Genomic DNA, 14,911 nt, shown 5'->3' with positions numbered 1-14,911 from the left:
CACAGGGCCACGCGATGGCGGCAGGTTTGTGCTGCAGTGCAGCATGGACGTTGCGGGCAGGACGTTAATATTCGACGAACCGGCATGGTCAACGAAACATAAACAGGCTTGCGCCCGCGGTATCAGCTGACCGCCCAGGCGATATAGACGAGCGCCGCCGCGATCACCCATAGTGCGAGGCGGCCGGCGCGGCCGTGGCGGGCCTCCGACTTGCCGATCGCCTCCGCGGTGGCCTCGTCGAAACGGAAGCCCTTGTCGGCCATGGCGGCGAGGTCGAGGGAGAACTTCTCGGCCTTCGCTGCGATCTCGGGAGCGGCCTCGGCGAGCCGAAGGGCAGCATGCGCCCCCTCGCGCAGGTCGGCGAGAATGCGCTTCGGACCGAGATTGTCGCGGATCCAGCCGCCGACCACGGGCTCGGACGCCTTCCACATGTTGAAGCGCGGGTTCAGCGTGCGCGCCACGCCCTCGACCACGACCATGGTCTTCTGCAGCATCACCAGCTCGGTCCGCGTCTCCATGTCGAACAGTTCGGTGACCTCGAAGAGCAGCGTCAGAAGCTTGGCCATCGAGATCGTCTCGGCAGGCTGCCCGTGGATCGGCTCGCCGATGGCGCGGATCGCCTGGGCGAAGCTGGCGACGTCGTGATGCGAAGGCACGTAGCCGGCCTCGAAGTGGACGTTCGCCACGCGCACGTAGTCGCGGGTGATGAAGCCGAACAGGATCTCCGCCAGGAAGCGGCGCTCCTTGCGCCCCAGCCTTCCGACGATGCCCATGTCGACGGCGACGATGTGTCCTTGCGGATCGACGAAGAGATTGCCCTGGTGCATGTCGGCATGGAAGAAGCCGTCGCGCAGCGTATGGCGCAGGAAGGACTGGATCAGGCTGTCGGCGAGCGCGTTCAGGTCGTGACCCGCGGCGCGCAGGCCCTCGATGTCCGACATCTTGACGCCGTCGATCCACTCCATGGTGACGACGTCGCGGCCGGTGCGCTCCCAGTCGACCTTCGGCACGCGGAAGCCGGGGTCATCGGCGGTGTTCTCGCCGAGTTCCGACAGGGCGGCGGCCTCGAGACGCAGGTCCATCTCGACCTTGGTGGTCTGCTCCAGCGTGCGCGTCACCTCGACCGGCTTCAGCCGGCGGGTGTGCGGCAGGAGGCGCTCCTGCAGGTGCGACGCGGCATACATCGCCTGCAGGTCGTGGGCGAAGCGCTGGCGCACGCCCGGGCGGATCACCTTGACGGCGACGCGGCGCTCGCCGTCCCTGTCGCGGACGACGGCAGGATGGACCTGGGCGATGGAGGCGGCCGCGATCGGTTCGTCGAAACTTACATATAGATCGCTGACCGAACGGCCGAGCGAGCCCTCGACGGTGGCCTTCGCCTCTGCCATCGGAAAGGTGGCCATGCGGTCCTGCAGGGCGGACAGATCATCGGCGATCGCAACGCCGACCACGTCGGGACGGGTGGCGAGGAACTGGCCCATCTTGACGTAGGAGGGGCCGAGCCGTTCGATCGCATGCGCAAGCCGGGCGCTGCGGCCCTCGCCGGGCTTGCGCCGGCGGGCGAACAGGCCGGCAACGCGCGCAAGAAAGCGGGCGGAGGCCGGAAGTTCCTGCAGCGGCAATTCCGTGACGACGCCTTCGCGCACGAGCACCCAGCCGACGCGGGCAAGGCGGAAATAGGCCGTCAGATTGCTCATGCGGCGTCACCGCGGAAGCGGCCGTGCGCTGCAGGACCACCGGCAGCGGGGCACGTCTTCATTCGGGCGAGCGGGAGCTTGTCAGCGGTCTGCGGCATGCCTCAGAGCTTCCAGCCGGAATGCAGGGCGGCGATGCCGCCGGTATAGTTGGTGAAGCTGACGCGGGAGAAGCCGGCCGCACGGATCATTTCGGCGAAGTCGGCCTGGTTGGGGAACTTGCGGATCGATTCGACAAGGTACTGGTAGGGTTCGGCCTCGCCGGTCACCATCTTGCCGAACTGCGGGATCGCCTTGAACGACCAGGTGTCATAGAACCGGTCGAGCAGTGGCACCTCGACCTCGGAGAATTCGAGCACGAGCAGCCGTCCGCCGCGCTTCAGCACGCGATAGGCCTCCGACAGCGCCACGTCGATGCGCGGCACGTTGCGGATGCCGAAGGCGATCGTGTAGGCATCGAAGGAATTGTTCTCGAACGGCAGTTCCTCGGCGTTCGCCTCGACGAAATCGAGATTGGCGGCCAGCCCCTTCTTCGCCGCGCGGTCGGCGCCGACGGCGAGCATCGAGCCGTTGATGTCGAGCACGGTGGCATGGGCGAGGCGATCGGACGCCTCGACGATGCGGAAGGCGATGTCGCCCGTTCCGCCGGCGACGTCGAGGACGCGGTAGGACGCTTCCTTGCGCGGGTTGAGGGCTGCGATCATCGCATCCTTCCAGGCGCGGTGGAGGCCTGCGGACATGATGTCATTCATGATGTCGTAGCGCTTGGCGACCTTGTGGAAGACGTCGTTGACGAGCGCCTGCTTCTCGCCCTCGGCCACCTGCCGGAAGCCGTAGGAGGTTTCCATGCCGCCATCCGCCGAGGTGCGTTCCCGATCGCTCATGTCCGTCTCCATTGTTGCGCTCCGCCGGGCCGGTTGTCCCGCGGCATCGTCGGGCTGGTATATAGGATAAAGATCGGCGATAGGGAATTGCGAAGCGGCGGCAAATGCGTCGCAGGGTTAAATCGCTTCAGGAGCATGCGATGCCGGAATTGCCGGAAGTGGAGACGGTCAGGCGCGGGCTGGCGCCTGTGATGGAAGGCGCTGTCATCGCACGCGCCGAATTGCGCCGGCCGGACCTGCGCTTCCCCTTCCCCGCCGGTTTCGCCGAGGCGCTGGCCGGGCGCAGGGTGATCTCGCTCGGGCGGCGGGCAAAGTACCTGCTGATCGATCTCGACGGCGGCGACGTGGTCATCGCCCATCTCGGCATGTCCGGCTCCTTCCGTGTCGCGGGACCGCGGGACGAGACCGTGCCCGGCGAATTCCATGTGCCGCGCGGCAAGGACGAGCGGCACGACCATGTCGTGCTGCATCTCGAAACACCCGGCGGGCCGCAGCGCGTCATCTACAACGATCCGCGCCGGTTCGGCTTCATGGACCTCGCCCGGCGCGAGGGGCTTTCCGAACATCCCTACCTGCGCGAACTCGGCATCGAGCCGACCGGCAACGCGCTCGACGCAGCGTATCTGGCGGCAAGGCTGCGCGGTCGCAGCCAGCCGTTGAAGGCGGCGCTGCTCGACCAGAAGACCATTGCCGGGCTTGGCAACATCTATGTCTGCGAGGCGCTGTGGCGGGCGCATCTTTCGCCCGAGCGGGCGGCGGGGACGCTGGTGACGGCGGCAGGCAAGCCCCGGCGCGAACTGCTGACGCTGACGGATGCGATCCGCGCGGTGATCGCCGATGCGATCGAGGCCGGCGGATCGACGCTGCGCGACCATATCCGCGCCGACGGCTCGCTCGGCTATTTCCAGCATTCGTTTTCCGTCTACGACCGCGAGGGCGAGGCCTGCCGCACGCCCGGCTGCGGCGGCACGGTCAACCGCATCGTCCAGTCCGGCCGCTCCACCTTCCGCTGCGTGGCCTGCCAGAAATAGCCTGCCAAGGAGACGTTGGTCACCCGCGCGGGTCCCGCCTTATCGGATCGGGGGCCGCTTCCCGCTACTGGCGCTTCTTCTCGATCGCGTCCCAAAGCAGGCTTGCGATATCGGCGCCGCCGAACCTTTTCACTTCGCGGATGCCGGTCGGCGAGGTGACGTTGATCTCGGTCATGTAGTCGCCGATGACGTCGATACCGACGAGCAGGAAGCCGCGCTCCTTCAATGCCGGCCCGATACGCGCGCAGATCTCCTCCTCGCGCTTCGTCAGTTCGGTCGGTTCGGCACGGCCGCCGACATGCATGTTGGAGCGGCTGTCATGCTCGGCGGGAACGCGGTTGATCGCGCCGACCGGCTCGCCGTCGACGAGGATGATGCGTTTGTCACCCTTGCGGACGTCGGGCAGGTAGGCCTGCGCGATGAAGGGCTCGCGGAACATCTGGCCGAACATCTCGAGCAGCGAGGACAGGTTGCGGTCGTCGCGGGTGGAATGGAAGACGCCGGCGCCGCCATTGCCGTAGAGCGGCTTCAGGATGATATCGCCCATCTCCTCGCGGAAGCGGCGGATCTCGCCCGGGTCGCGGGTGATCAGCGTCTCCGGCATCAGGTCGGCGAATTCGGTGACGAAGATCTTCTCCGGCGAATTGCGCACCCAGGCCGGGTCGTTGACCACCAGCGTCTTCGGATGGATGCGCTCCAGCATGTGGGTGGAGGTGATGTAGGCCATGTCGAAGGGCGGATCCTGTCGCAGCAGCACCACGTCCATCGTCGACAGGTCGATCCGCTCGGGTGCGCCGAGTTCGTAGTGATCGCCCTTCACCTCGCGCAGCGTCATTGGCTCGACGGTCGCAAAGACCGTGCCGTCGCGCAGGCTGAGCCTGTCGGGCGTGTAGTGGAAGAGGTTGTAGCCGCGGGCCTGGGCCTCGAGGCTCATGGCGAAGGTGGAATCGCCTGCGATATTGACGGTGGACACGTGGTCCATCTGGACTGCGACGTTCTTGATCTTTGCCATGGATAGTCCCTCACGGAGTGCCGGTCACATTTAGGACCGTCGCCCGGCAAAGGCAACGGGCGGCGCACAGGCTTCGCCCGTCATGGAGCGCTTTCGCTCCGGAGGATCAGGCGGCCAGGCCGCCGCGGGCACCGCCGGCCCGCATCATGTCGCGAACCTTCAGAAGCATTGCCACCGGGGCCGGGAACTGCTTGCGGCAGAACGCGATCTTGCGGACGTAGCTGTCAACGCGCCAGGTGGCCCAGGTCTTGCCGGCGAAATAGGCGATATCGCCGGCGCGCAGCGTCCGTTCGGTGCCGTTCTCGGTCGTGACATGCACCTCGCCTTCCAGGATCATCACCGTCTCGTCCCAGCCGAAATACCAGCGGAAGGTGCCGGCCGTGCAGTCCCAGATCGCGGTGGTCGACTGGTCGTCATGGCCGCGCGAATGAAGGGCGAGACGCGCGCGTGGTTCTCCTTCGAGGATCCAGGACGACTCGATCGGGGCGTCCGCCATTTCCATCTCGTCCATGGAGGCGGCGATCAGCGGTTGCGCCGGCAGCGCCTTTGCCGGGATCGTCCGCACCGCCATGCCGATCGCACTCGCAAGCATCAGTTTCAGAACCATGGAAGTCCCCTCTCCGTCATCCCCGATCACATAGACGAAGAAGGTTCGAGGCCGGTTCATGCGGACGCTACAATTTTAGCGATCACGGCTCTTTTCGGGGCAGATGTCTATTCCAGCCCCTCGATGCGGCAGACGATCAGGTCGTGGTCGGAGAGCGGGCGACCGGTTTCGTCGAGCGAGGGGACGATGCGGGTCTCGCCGACGACGAGGCCGCGGGCGAGGAACCAGTCGAGCTTCATCGCCCGCTCCGGCCAGCGAGTGATCAGGCTCGGCCGCGTGGTCATCCGGTCCAGTGGTCCGCCATGGCGGGAGAAACCACGCGCGGCCGCCTGCCGGAACAGGCCCTCGGCCTCGAAATCGCCGCCGGCGTGGTTGCCGGTGTTGAGATCGCCGCCGATCAGCACCGGCACGCCCGGGAAGGCCTCGTCCAGCGCATCGATGAGGCTTGCTACCTGGCGTTCGCGGTAGGCAGCGGTTGTGGCGCTTTCGAGATGGACGGAGACTATGACGATGGGGCCGGCATCCGTCTCGATCACGGCGCCGATCGCCATGCGCTCACCAAGCCGCGGCTGGTCGCCGCCGTCGATGAACCAGAGCCTTTCGCCTTCGAGACGCAGCATGAAGGGCTGCGCCAGCGGAACGGCTGCCATCAGTCCGTTGCCGTGGAATCCGTGAAGGTTGAAATCGTCCTTGCAGAACGCGCGCTCGGTGGCCGAGCCGAGGCCGAGTTCGAGGAACTCGACGCCGTAGGCATAGGCCATGCCGAGAAGGCCGGCGAGATCGGCGGTGGTGTTGCGCTGTCCGGTCCGGGCCATGCCGTCGTCCATCTCGGAGACAAGCACGACGGGCGCCGACGTTGCCTGCCGCAGCAGGCCCGCTGTCGCCTCGGGAAACAGGCAGCGCTCCAGGTTCCAGGCGGCAACCTCGAACGGGAAGGCGAGCGGGCCGGCCGACGCTGCGTTCCCGCCCGTCTCGATCGCGTTCATGAAGGGCAGCTCCGCCATCTTCCCGTCATGGGCGGCGATCGTGCGCGGCAGGGCGGCGACCTGCAGGCGAATGTCCTCGGGCGCGCCCGCGAGGGCCGGGACGGTCGCACGGATCATCGGGCGGTCTCCAGAAGGTTTGCGGTCGTGGTGGTGCGGTGCGTTTCGGCGGTCGACCAGGCGAGACGGCGGCCGGTCCCGGCATCGAAGAAATGCAGCCGGCCGAGCGGGACCGCGACCTGCATCTCGCCGGACAGCGGCGCGTCCGACGAAAGCGCGACGGTGACGGCCTGGTCGCCGACCGTGCCGTGGACAAGGCGCTGCGAGCCCAGTTCCTCGACGTAGTCGACACTGAGCGGCAGGGTGTCGGCGTGGGCAGCGGCGCCGCCGGTCGCCACCTGCAGGTCCTCGGCACGAAAGCCGACGGTTACGGCGCCTTGGGTCGGCACCGCCTGGCCGAGATCGATCAGCGCCGGGCCGATCGCGAGCCTGCTGCCGTGCAGTTCGCCCTGCACGAGGTTCATCGCCGGCGAGCCGATGAAGCTTGCGACGAAGGTCGAGGCGGGGGCGTGGTAGACGTCGAGGGGGCGGCCGATCTGCTCGATGCGGCCGCCGTTCAGGACGACGAGCCGGTCGGCCAGCGTCATCGCCTCGAGCTGGTCGTGGGTGACATAGAGCGAGGTGGTGCCGACACGGCGCTGCAGGCGCTTGATCTCGCCACGCATGGAAACGCGCAGCTTGGCGTCGAGATTGGAGAGCGGCTCGTCGAAGAGGAAGGCTGAGGGATGGCGGACGATGGCCCGGCCCATGGCGACGCGCTGGCGCTGGCCGCCGGAGAGCGCGCGCGGCTTGCGGTCGAGATAGGGCCCGAGCTCCAGCATGCGGGCGGCTTCGGCGACGCGGGCCTCGATCTCATTCTTCGGCGTGCGCCGGTTCTTCAGCCCGTAGGCGAGGTTCTCGCGCACGCTCATGTGCGGATAGAGCGCGTAGTTCTGGAACACCATGGCGATGTCGCGGTCGGCCGGTTCGACGTCGTTGACGACGCGGCCGCTGATTTTCACCGTGCCGGACGAGATCGTCTCCAGACCGGCGACCATGCGCAGCAGGGTCGACTTGCCGCAGCCGGACGGGCCGACGAGGACGATGAACTCGCCGTCGTCGATCTGAATGTCGACCTCGCTCACCGCCGGCACGCCGCCGTGATAGATCTTCGATACCTTGTCGATCTCGATCGTTGCCATCGACGTTTCCTTACTTGTCGCTTTCGGTGAGGCCCTTGATGAACCAGCTCTGGAAGACCACCACGACGAGGACGGGCGGAAGCATGGCCAGCACGGCCAGCGCGAAGGCCTCGTTGTAGTCGGGGATCTGCGAGCCGATCCAGACCTGGAGGATCTGCTTGATGCCGCGCATCAGGGTGAAGAAGCGCTCGTCCGTGGTCATCAGCATCGGCCAGAGATACTGGTTCCAGCCATAGACGAACATGATGATGAAGATCGCCGCGATCATCGTCTTCGACAGCGGCACCAGCACGTCTATGAAGAACTTGAACGGCCCGGCGCCATCGATGCGGGCGGCCTCCAGAAGCTCCTCGGGCACCGACTTGAAGAACTGGCGGAAATAGAAGGTGCCAGTGGCGGATGCCAGCAGCGGCACGATCAAGCCGGTATAGGTGTTGATCAGGCCGAGGCCGCTCATCACCTCGTAGGAGGGCATGATGCGCACCTCGAGCGGCAGAAGCAATGTGGTGAAGATCACCCAGAAGGCGAGCGTCGCAAAGCGGAAGCGGAAATAGACGATCGCATAGGCGGCGAGCATGGAGAGCACGATCTTGCCGAGGGCGAAGCCGACGCCGAGGATGAAGGAATTCATCATCATCCGCGCGCCGGTGACCTGGCCGGTGAAGCCGCCCTGCCGGGTCAGGACTTTCTCGTAGGTATCGACGAAGTGCCCGCCGGGGGAGAGCATCAGCCCCTTCGAATGGATCGCGGCCGCCTCGTGCGACGAGGTCATGAAGGCAACCACCACCGGCAGCGTCAGGAACAGGGCGCCGAGGATCAGGACGGCATGGTCGAGGATGCGGGTTCTGTGCATGGACGCCTCAGGTGTAGTGGATGCGCCGCTCGATGAAGCGGAACTGCAGCACGGTGAGCACGAAGACGACGATCATCAGGATCACCGACTGGGCGGAGGAGCCGCCGATGTCGTTACCGCGGAAACCGTCCATGTAGACCTTGTAGACGAGCGTGATCGGGTTGTTGGCTGCCTTGTCCTTCACCATCACGTCGATGACGCCGAAGGTGTCGAACAGCGCATAGGTGACGTTGATGATCAGCAGGAAGAAGGCGGTCGGCGCCAGAAGCGGGAAGATGACGGTCCAGAAGCGCTTGACGCTGGAGCGGCAGTCGATGGCGGCCGCCTCGCGTACCGACGCCGGCAGCCCCTGCAGGCCGGACAGGAAGAAGATGAAATTGTAGGGGATCTGCTTCCAGACAGCGACGACGATCATGGCGAAGGCGGTGTCGAAGTAGCTCAGCCCCACCTTCATCTCCCAGCCGAAGAAGGCAGCGATCTTGACGAAGGGGCCGATGTGCTGGTCGAAGAACATCATGCCGATCAGGCCCGCGACCGGCGGGGCGATGGCATAGACGGAGATCAAAAGCGTCTTGTAGGTGGCATTTCCGCGGATCACCGCGTCAGCCTTGACGGCGAGCAGCAGGCCGAGCGCCAGCGAGAAGAAGGTGACGAGTGCGGTGAAGATCGCCGTGAAGCGGGCGATGGCGAGATATTCGGGGTTGAGCAGCGTGCCGATGTAGTTGTCGAGGCCGACGAAGGTCGAGCCGAAGCCGAAGGGGTCCTCCAGATAGAAGGAGGACTGGATCGCCCGCACCGACGGCCAGTAGAAGAAAATGACGATGACCGCCAGCTGCGGCGCCAGGAACAGGTAAGGCAGCAGCGGCGAGGAGAACTGGACGCGCTTCATGGGAGAACCTTCGAGCGGATGGGGCCACGGTCATTCGGGCGTTCTGAGAGCCCCTCACCCTCATTGGTGATTGCCCCTCACCCCTCCCCTCTCCCCGCGAGCGGGAGAGGGGAGAGGGGGATGGAAACGCTGCGGCGAGGATCCTTCTCCCCGCTCGCGGGGAGAAGGTGGCCGGCAGGCCGGATGAGGGGCGGACTGTTTCGCCAGCCAGTCCCTATCAACCCGCCGTCTTGGCGAAGCGGGCGAGGAGTTCGTTGCCTTCGCGCTCGATGGTGTCGAAGGCGTCCTTTACCGACGTTTCGCCGGAGAAGATGCGGCCGTATTCGCGCTCCATGATCTCGCGGATCTGCGGGTAGAAGCCGAGGCGGTAGCCCTTCGACCATTCGCCGGCCGGCAGCATCAGCTGCTTGATGCCGACTTCGGCGACCGGGGTCTTGTCGTAGTAGCCTTCCGACTTGGTCAGCTCATAGGCAGCCGTGGTGATGGCGACGTAGCCGGTGGCCTGGTGGTAGAACTTCTGGATTTCCGGCGAGGTCAGGAACTGGAAGAAGTCGGCCACGCACTTGTTTTCCTCGGCCGGCTTTCCGGCCATGGCGAAGAGGGCCGCGCCGCCGATGAAGGAATTGGTGCCGGCGCCCGAGATCGAACCCCAGTAGGGCAGGAAGTCGGCCGAGAACGGCATCTGCGCCGTCTTCTGCAGGCCGCCGAAGGAGCCGGACGAGCCGATCCAAAGGGCAACCTTGTTTTCCTCGAACGGCTTCTGGTTGTCGTTCCAGCCGGCGCCGTAATAGGCGAAGTAGCCCTGGTCGGCCCAGGATTTCAGCTTGTCGAACATCATGACGAGGTTCGGGTCGGTGACCTTCAGCTGGGTGTCGGCGACGCTGTCATAGCCGTTGTTGTTGGTGGCGAACTGGATGTTGTTGCGCGAGAAGAAGTTCTCGGTGAACTGCCAGGTCAGCTGCGACTGGACGAGCGGGATGAAGCCGGCTTCCTTCAGCTTAGGGGCCGCCGCCTCGAACTCTTCCCAGGTCTTGGGGGCTGCGACGCCGGCCTTCTTAAGCGCCTCGTCGTTGATGTACATGATCGGCGCGGACGAGTTGAACGGCATGCCGACGAACTTGCCGTCGCTGTCGGCGTAGAAGTAGCGCACGCCCTCGATGAATGAATTGCGGTCGAACTCGTAACCGGCTTCCTTGATCAGGTCCTCGGCGGGGACGACGGCGCCCTTGGCGTTGATGATGGTGGCCGCACCGGCATCGAAGACCTGCAGGATGTTCGGCTGCTCGCCGGAACGGAAGGCGGCGATGCCGGAGGCCAGCGCCTCCTCATAGGTGCCCTTGGAGACCGGCGTCAGCGCGCAGGCGGTCTGCGAGGCATTGAACTTCTGGGCCACCTCGTTGATGACCTCGCCGTTGCGGCCGGCCATGCCGTGCCACCAGGAAATGTTGGTCGCGGCGAGCGACGAGGTCGCGGTCAGTGCTATCGAGACTGCTGCGAGGGAAAACTGCTTGATCATGGAAGGATCCTCTCCACCGGTTACATCGGTGTGCGAGTGCCTATTGCGCCACCATGACGGGCGCGTAACAGTTTCATGGCAGCACGGTTACAATTCACATGACGTTCGTTTCACTTTCCTTTTACGCCTTAGAAGGCGTCGGGAAGGTGTCGCGGCAGGCGCCAGGGGAGGACAGCGACGATGTCGTAGCGGATCGAGAGGCGATGGGCATCCGGCTGCCGGGCCAGCCAGAAATCGCTTGCGGCGCGGATGCGGTGCTGGGCCGTGCCGGTAACGGCGAAGACGGCCCCTTCCTCGCTGGCGCGCGCCTTAACCTCGACGCAGGCGACGAGATCGCCCTTGCGGGCGATGATGTCGATCTCGCCGACCTTGGTACGATAGCGGATGGCCATGATGCGATAGCGCCTGGCGATCAGATAGAGGGCAGCGATGAGTTCGGCGCGGTGGCCGCGCCGAAAGGCCTTCCGGCGAAGCTTCTTTTCCGCCTCAGTCGCCATCGCCCGCCTTCAGTTCGAGCAGGCGCTGGTAGAGTTCGCGCCGCGGCATGCCGGTCTGGCGGGCCGCCTCCGTCGCCGCCTTCCCCGCGGACATGTCGCGTATCAGCAGCGACAGAATTGCATCGACGTCCGCCGCTTCCGGCGGCGCACGCTCCGCCGGCGGCCCGACGACGAGAACAATCTCTCCCTTGACCTGCGGGTTTGCCGCATAGTGCACCGCCAGCTCGGCGAGAGCGCCGCGACGGAATTCCTCGAAGGTCTTGGTAAGCTCGCGGCAGACGGCGGCAGGGCGATCGGCGCCCAGCACGTCGGCTGCGGCCGCAAGCGTGGCGCCGATGCGATGCGGGCTCTCGAAGAAGACCAGCGTCGCCGGCACCGTGGAGAGTTCGCCCAGGCGGTCGCGGCGGGCCTTGTCCTTCGTCGGCAGGAAGCCTGCGAAGAGGAAGGCGTCGTTCGGCAGGCCGGAACCGACGAGCGCTGCGAGCGGCGCCGAGGCGCCGGGGATCGGAACGACCCGGTGGCCGGCGGCGAGCGCCAACTGGCCGAGGCGATAGCCGGGATCGGAAACGAGCGGCGTGCCGGCATCGGAAACGAGCGCCACGGACCTGCCCTCGTCGAGCGCCGCGACAAGCTTCGGGCCGACCTCGTCGGCATTGTGCTCGTGATAGGCATGGGGACGGGTGGCGATACCGTAGCGATCGAGCAGCACGCGGGTGACGCGGGTATCCTCGCAGGCGAGCACGTCGGCACCGGCGAGCGTTTCCAGCGCCCTGAGCGTGATGTCCCCGAGATTGCCGATCGGGGTGGCGACGAGATAGAGCGCCGGCTCAAGCGGGCGCGCGGCGACGAGCGCGCCGTGGACGCGGTAGTGGCGGGCAGCCGGTGCTGCCTCCCTTTGCGGCTGTTCGTGCATTGCGGGACTACGTTCCTGCTGGCGCCTCCGGATGTCGGGGCGGCCTCCGTCTCCTTATGATAGAGGTCAGGACGGGCCGCAAGGGCGCGGACGCGCCGACCGGGTGCGCTATCCCCTGCCGCGCGCGCCAAGCCTCTTGCATTCCGGAGGCTAAATCTGCCAATTTGCCCGTCCACATCCTTCCGGCGCCAGCCGGCAAACAAGAAGACGCCGCGCCGGCGCAGCCGGCGGGCAGAGCGGTCGAAAGCGGTACTCCAATGCGCATCACCATCGAACGGTCCAACCTCCTGAAGTCGCTGAACCATGTCCATCGCGTGGTCGAACGGCGCAACACGATCCCGATCCTTTCGAACGTGCTCCTGCGCGCCGATGCGGGCAGCCTCGAGATGAAGGCGACCGACCTGGACCTCGAGATCACCGAGGCGACGCCGGCCCAGGTGGAGCAGGCCGGCGCGACGACGGTTCCCGCCCACCTGCTCTACGACATCGTGCGCAAGCTGCCGGACGGATCCGAAGTGCTTCTGGCCAACACGCCGGATGGCGGCTCCATGACGGTTGCCTCCGGGCGCTCGAAATTCTCGCTGCAGTGCCTGCCGCAGTCCGACTTCCCCGATCTCACCGCCGGCAGCTTCAGCCATACCTTCAAGCTGAAGGCGACCGACCTGAAGATGCTGATCGACCGCACGCAGTTCGCCATCTCCACGGAAGAGACGCGCTACTACCTGAACGGCATTTTCGTGCACACGATCGAGAGCGACGGCAAATTGAAGCTGCGCGCGGTGGCGACCGACGGCCACCGCCTGGCACGCGCCGACGTCGAGGCGCCGTCCGGTTCGGAGGGCATGCCCGGCATCATCATCCCGCGCAAGACCGTGGGCGAGTTGCAGAAACTGGTCGACAATCCGGACCTCGTCGTCGCCGTGGAAGTGTCGGACGCGAAGATCCGCTTCACCATCGGCTCGGTGGTGCTGACCTCGAAGCTGATCGACGGCACCTTCCCCGACTACCAGCGCGTCATCCCCGCCGGCAACGACAAGGAACTGAAGATCGGTTGCCAGTCGTTCGCCCAGGCCGTCGACCGCGTCTCCACCATCTCCTCCGAACGCGGCCGCGCGGTGAAACTGGCGCTCTCCGAGGGCCAGATGACGCTGACGGTCAACAATCCCGATTCCGGCAGCGCCACGGAAGAGCTGCCGGTCGGCTACGAAAGCGACCCGCTGGAGATCGGCTTCAACGCGAAATATCTTCTCGACATCACCGCCCAGCTTTCCGGCGAGGAGGCGGTGTTCATGCTGGCCGACCCCGGTTCGCCAACGCTGGTGCGCGACCTTGCAGGCGACGACGCGCTCTACGTGCTGATGCCGATGCGGGTTTAGAGTCTGTCCGGAGTCTAGATCAGGCTTGGTCTGGTGACGGCGGGTCGGATGGCCCGCCGTTTTGCATTCTGCCGACAAGCTGTTGATCTGGCGTGAACAGACTTGTTTTTGACGCAAACGACTACACATAGTGTGCCATGGAATAGACACGGTTCAGGGATCCGGTCCGCACGGGCGCCGGAGCGGCTTTCCTGACGGCCACACCGGGGGACGACATGGGTTTGCGTGTGAAGGTGAAGGAACGGCTCGGCAGGAAATTTGACGAGGAGATCCGCTTCTTCAAGGGATGGATCAGCAACACACGCGCAGTCGGCTCGATCATTCCGACCTCATCGGTGACGGCGCGCCGGATGGCAAGCGTCATCGATCCGCAGTCACACCGCCCCGTCCTCGAGCTCGGCCCCGGCACGGGCGCCATCACCAAGGCGATCCTCGAGGCGGGCATGGCGCCGGACAAGATCGTCTCGGTCGAATACTCCACCGATTTCTACAACCACCTCGTCGAACGCTTCGAGGGCGTGCACTTCATCAATGGCGACGCCTTCGATCTCGACAACACGCTCGGGCCGCTGAAGGACGTCCAGTTCGACAGCGTCATCTCGGCGGTTCCGCTGCTGAATTTCCCGATGCATCGCCGCGTGGCCCTGATCGAGGACCTCCTGCGGCGCATCCCGGCCGGTCGTCCGGTCGTGCAGATCTCCTACGGACCGGTGTCGCCGGTGACCGCGATGCCCGACCGGTACCAGATCAGCCATCTCGATTTCGTCGTGCGCAACATTCCGCCGGCGCAGCTCTGGACCTACCGCAAGACCCATTAGGGCTGCCGCGATGTTCGCCCTCTATGTCACCCACCCGCAGGTCCGGATCGATCCGGACGTGCCGGTTCCGCAATGGGGACTTTCCGACATCGGGCGCGAGCGTGCGGAGCAGGCGGCGCAATCGGCCTGGGCCTGCGCGCTGCGGCGCATCGTCTCCAGCGACGAGGTGAAGGCGGTCGAGACCGCGGAAATCCTGGCGCGCGCCGCCGGTGTCGAGGTCGAGATCTTAGACGGCATGGGCGAGAACGATCGCAGCGCCACGGGCTTCCTGCCACCCGACCGTTTCCAGGAGGCGGCCGACTGGTTCTTCGCCCATCCGACGGAGAGCTTTCGCGGCTGGGAGCGGGCGGTCGACGCCCAGGCACGGATCGTCACTGCGGTCGAGGCCATTCTGAAAGGGCAAGACCCGACGCAACCCATCGCCTTCGTCGGCCATGGCGGGGTCGGAACGCTGCTCAAATGCCACCTGAAGGGGGTGGCGATCTCGCGCAGCCACGACCAGCCCGGAAGCGGTGGCAATCTTTTCGCTTTCCGGCTTGAAGATCGCACCGTCACATGCGACTGGACGACCATGGAAACGTGGCAGGGGATCTGAGC

Annotated in this window: 15 protein-coding genes; 4 read left to right on the top strand and 11 right to left on the bottom strand. The window is 65.8% G+C overall.

The annotated features are described in order from the left end of the window. Nucleotides 1-122: 122 nt before the first annotated feature. Nucleotides 123-1,697 carry a 2-polyprenylphenol 6-hydroxylase gene (gene ubiB, locus LQK81_RS24335; protein ID WP_230809006.1) on the bottom strand — a complete coding sequence of 525 codons (1,575 nt, stop codon included), beginning with the start codon at nucleotides 1,695-1,697 and terminating at the stop codon, nucleotides 123-125. 101 nt (nucleotides 1,698-1,798) lie between these two features. Further along, nucleotides 1,799-2,578: a bifunctional demethylmenaquinone methyltransferase/2-methoxy-6-polyprenyl-1,4-benzoquinol methylase UbiE gene (gene ubiE / locus LQK81_RS24330; RefSeq protein WP_230809005.1), complete on the bottom strand. Its 780-nt coding sequence runs from the start codon at nucleotides 2,576-2,578 to the stop codon at nucleotides 1,799-1,801. A 140-nt stretch (nucleotides 2,579-2,718) separates the two neighbouring features. Here ubiE and mutM point away from each other — a divergent pair, with 140 nt between their 5' ends. After that, nucleotides 2,719-3,609, top strand: coding sequence for a bifunctional DNA-formamidopyrimidine glycosylase/DNA-(apurinic or apyrimidinic site) lyase (mutM, locus tag LQK81_RS24325; RefSeq protein WP_230809004.1), 891 nt, complete (start codon nucleotides 2,719-2,721; stop codon nucleotides 3,607-3,609). A gap of 64 nt (nucleotides 3,610-3,673) precedes the next feature. Here the strand turns inward: mutM and gshB are convergent, their stop codons facing one another. From gshB to rsmI, 9 genes are all read right to left on the bottom strand, one after another. Further along, nucleotides 3,674-4,621, bottom strand: a complete 948-nt coding sequence (gene gshB, locus LQK81_RS24320) for a glutathione synthase (protein ID WP_230809003.1) — start codon at nucleotides 4,619-4,621, stop codon at nucleotides 3,674-3,676. 106 nt (nucleotides 4,622-4,727) lie between these two features. After that, nucleotides 4,728-5,228, bottom strand: a complete 501-nt coding sequence (locus LQK81_RS24315) for a cupin domain-containing protein (protein ID WP_230809002.1) — start codon at nucleotides 5,226-5,228, stop codon at nucleotides 4,728-4,730. 107 nt (nucleotides 5,229-5,335) lie between these two features. After that, the gene (locus tag LQK81_RS24310; protein WP_230809001.1) at nucleotides 5,336-6,331 is read right to left on the bottom strand and encodes an endonuclease/exonuclease/phosphatase family protein; all 996 of its coding nucleotides are present in this window, start codon (nucleotides 6,329-6,331) and stop codon (nucleotides 5,336-5,338) included. Next, entirely contained in the window at nucleotides 6,328-7,452 is a 1,125-nt protein-coding gene (locus tag LQK81_RS24305; protein WP_230809000.1) for a sn-glycerol-3-phosphate import ATP-binding protein UgpC, read from the bottom strand. Before LQK81_RS24305 ends, LQK81_RS24310 begins: the two co-directional genes overlap by 4 nt. Before the next feature lie 10 nt (nucleotides 7,453-7,462). After that, nucleotides 7,463-8,305, bottom strand: coding sequence for a sn-glycerol-3-phosphate ABC transporter permease UgpE (gene ugpE / locus LQK81_RS24300; protein ID WP_230808999.1), 843 nt, complete (start codon nucleotides 8,303-8,305; stop codon nucleotides 7,463-7,465). A gap of 7 nt (nucleotides 8,306-8,312) precedes the next feature. Beyond that, on the bottom strand, nucleotides 8,313-9,194 hold the full coding sequence (locus LQK81_RS24295) for an ABC transporter permease subunit (protein WP_230808998.1): 882 nt from the start codon (nucleotides 9,192-9,194) through the stop codon (nucleotides 8,313-8,315). 217 nt (nucleotides 9,195-9,411) lie between these two features. Further along, entirely contained in the window at nucleotides 9,412-10,710 is a 1,299-nt protein-coding gene (locus tag LQK81_RS24290) for an extracellular solute-binding protein (RefSeq protein WP_230808997.1), read from the bottom strand. Nucleotides 10,711-10,838: 128 nt separating this feature from the next. Next, complete coding sequence (locus LQK81_RS24285; RefSeq protein WP_230808996.1) at nucleotides 10,839-11,207, bottom strand: YraN family protein; 369 nt, start codon at nucleotides 11,205-11,207, stop codon at nucleotides 10,839-10,841. Further along, nucleotides 11,197-12,120, bottom strand: a complete 924-nt coding sequence (gene rsmI / locus LQK81_RS24280; RefSeq protein ID WP_230808995.1) for a 16S rRNA (cytidine(1402)-2'-O)-methyltransferase — start codon at nucleotides 12,118-12,120, stop codon at nucleotides 11,197-11,199. Before rsmI ends, LQK81_RS24285 begins: the two co-directional genes overlap by 11 nt. A 257-nt stretch (nucleotides 12,121-12,377) precedes the next feature. Between rsmI and dnaN the strand changes: the two genes are divergently transcribed. The 3 genes from dnaN to LQK81_RS24265 all read left to right on the top strand — a co-directional run bounded on the left by dnaN (nucleotide 12,378) and on the right by LQK81_RS24265 (nucleotide 14,909). Continuing rightward, nucleotides 12,378-13,496 (top strand): DNA polymerase III subunit beta, encoded by a 1,119-nt coding sequence (dnaN, locus tag LQK81_RS24275; RefSeq protein WP_230808994.1) that lies wholly within the window; start codon nucleotides 12,378-12,380, stop codon nucleotides 13,494-13,496. 215 nt (nucleotides 13,497-13,711) lie between these two features. Continuing rightward, nucleotides 13,712-14,314, top strand: a complete 603-nt coding sequence (gene pmtA, locus LQK81_RS24270; protein ID WP_230808993.1) for a phospholipid N-methyltransferase PmtA — start codon at nucleotides 13,712-13,714, stop codon at nucleotides 14,312-14,314. 10 nt (nucleotides 14,315-14,324) lie between these two features. Beyond that, entirely contained in the window at nucleotides 14,325-14,909 is a 585-nt protein-coding gene (locus LQK81_RS24265; protein ID WP_230808992.1) for a histidine phosphatase family protein, read from the top strand. The last annotated feature ends 2 nt before the right edge of the window (nucleotides 14,910-14,911 follow it).

The sequence above is a fragment of the Rhizobium sp. GN54 genome (genome assembly GCF_021026345.1).
Classification (GTDB): Bacteria; Pseudomonadota; Alphaproteobacteria; order Rhizobiales; family Rhizobiaceae; genus Mycoplana.
This window is presented reverse-complemented; position numbering and strand designations above follow the sequence as displayed.

What these genes read in the sequence shown, in the direction of transcription:
- rsmI (WP_230808995.1), bottom strand. Translation starts at nt 12,120, where the DNA reads ATGCACGAACAGCCGCAAAGGGAGGCAGCACCGGCTGCCCGCCACTAC.
- ubiE (WP_230809005.1), bottom strand. Translation starts at nt 2,578, where the DNA reads ATGAGCGATCGGGAACGCACCTCGGCGGATGGCGGCATGGAAACCTCC.
- pmtA (WP_230808993.1), top strand. Translation starts at nt 13,712, where the DNA reads ATGGGTTTGCGTGTGAAGGTGAAGGAACGGCTCGGCAGGAAATTTGAC.
- LQK81_RS24265 (WP_230808992.1), top strand. Translation starts at nt 14,325, where the DNA reads ATGTTCGCCCTCTATGTCACCCACCCGCAGGTCCGGATCGATCCGGAC.
- LQK81_RS24305 (WP_230809000.1), bottom strand. Translation starts at nt 7,452, where the DNA reads ATGGCAACGATCGAGATCGACAAGGTATCGAAGATCTATCACGGCGGC.
- LQK81_RS24290 (WP_230808997.1), bottom strand. Translation starts at nt 10,710, where the DNA reads ATGATCAAGCAGTTTTCCCTCGCAGCAGTCTCGATAGCACTGACCGCG.
- dnaN (WP_230808994.1), top strand. Translation starts at nt 12,378, where the DNA reads ATGCGCATCACCATCGAACGGTCCAACCTCCTGAAGTCGCTGAACCAT.
- LQK81_RS24315 (WP_230809002.1), bottom strand. Translation starts at nt 5,228, where the DNA reads ATGGTTCTGAAACTGATGCTTGCGAGTGCGATCGGCATGGCGGTGCGG.
- LQK81_RS24295 (WP_230808998.1), bottom strand. Translation starts at nt 9,194, where the DNA reads ATGAAGCGCGTCCAGTTCTCCTCGCCGCTGCTGCCTTACCTGTTCCTG.
- mutM (WP_230809004.1), top strand. Translation starts at nt 2,719, where the DNA reads ATGCCGGAATTGCCGGAAGTGGAGACGGTCAGGCGCGGGCTGGCGCCT.
- ugpE (WP_230808999.1), bottom strand. Translation starts at nt 8,305, where the DNA reads ATGCACAGAACCCGCATCCTCGACCATGCCGTCCTGATCCTCGGCGCC.
- LQK81_RS24285 (WP_230808996.1), bottom strand. Translation starts at nt 11,207, where the DNA reads ATGGCGACTGAGGCGGAAAAGAAGCTTCGCCGGAAGGCCTTTCGGCGC.
- ubiB (WP_230809006.1), bottom strand. Translation starts at nt 1,697, where the DNA reads ATGAGCAATCTGACGGCCTATTTCCGCCTTGCCCGCGTCGGCTGGGTG.
- LQK81_RS24310 (WP_230809001.1), bottom strand. Translation starts at nt 6,331, where the DNA reads ATGATCCGTGCGACCGTCCCGGCCCTCGCGGGCGCGCCCGAGGACATT.
- gshB (WP_230809003.1), bottom strand. Translation starts at nt 4,621, where the DNA reads ATGGCAAAGATCAAGAACGTCGCAGTCCAGATGGACCACGTGTCCACC.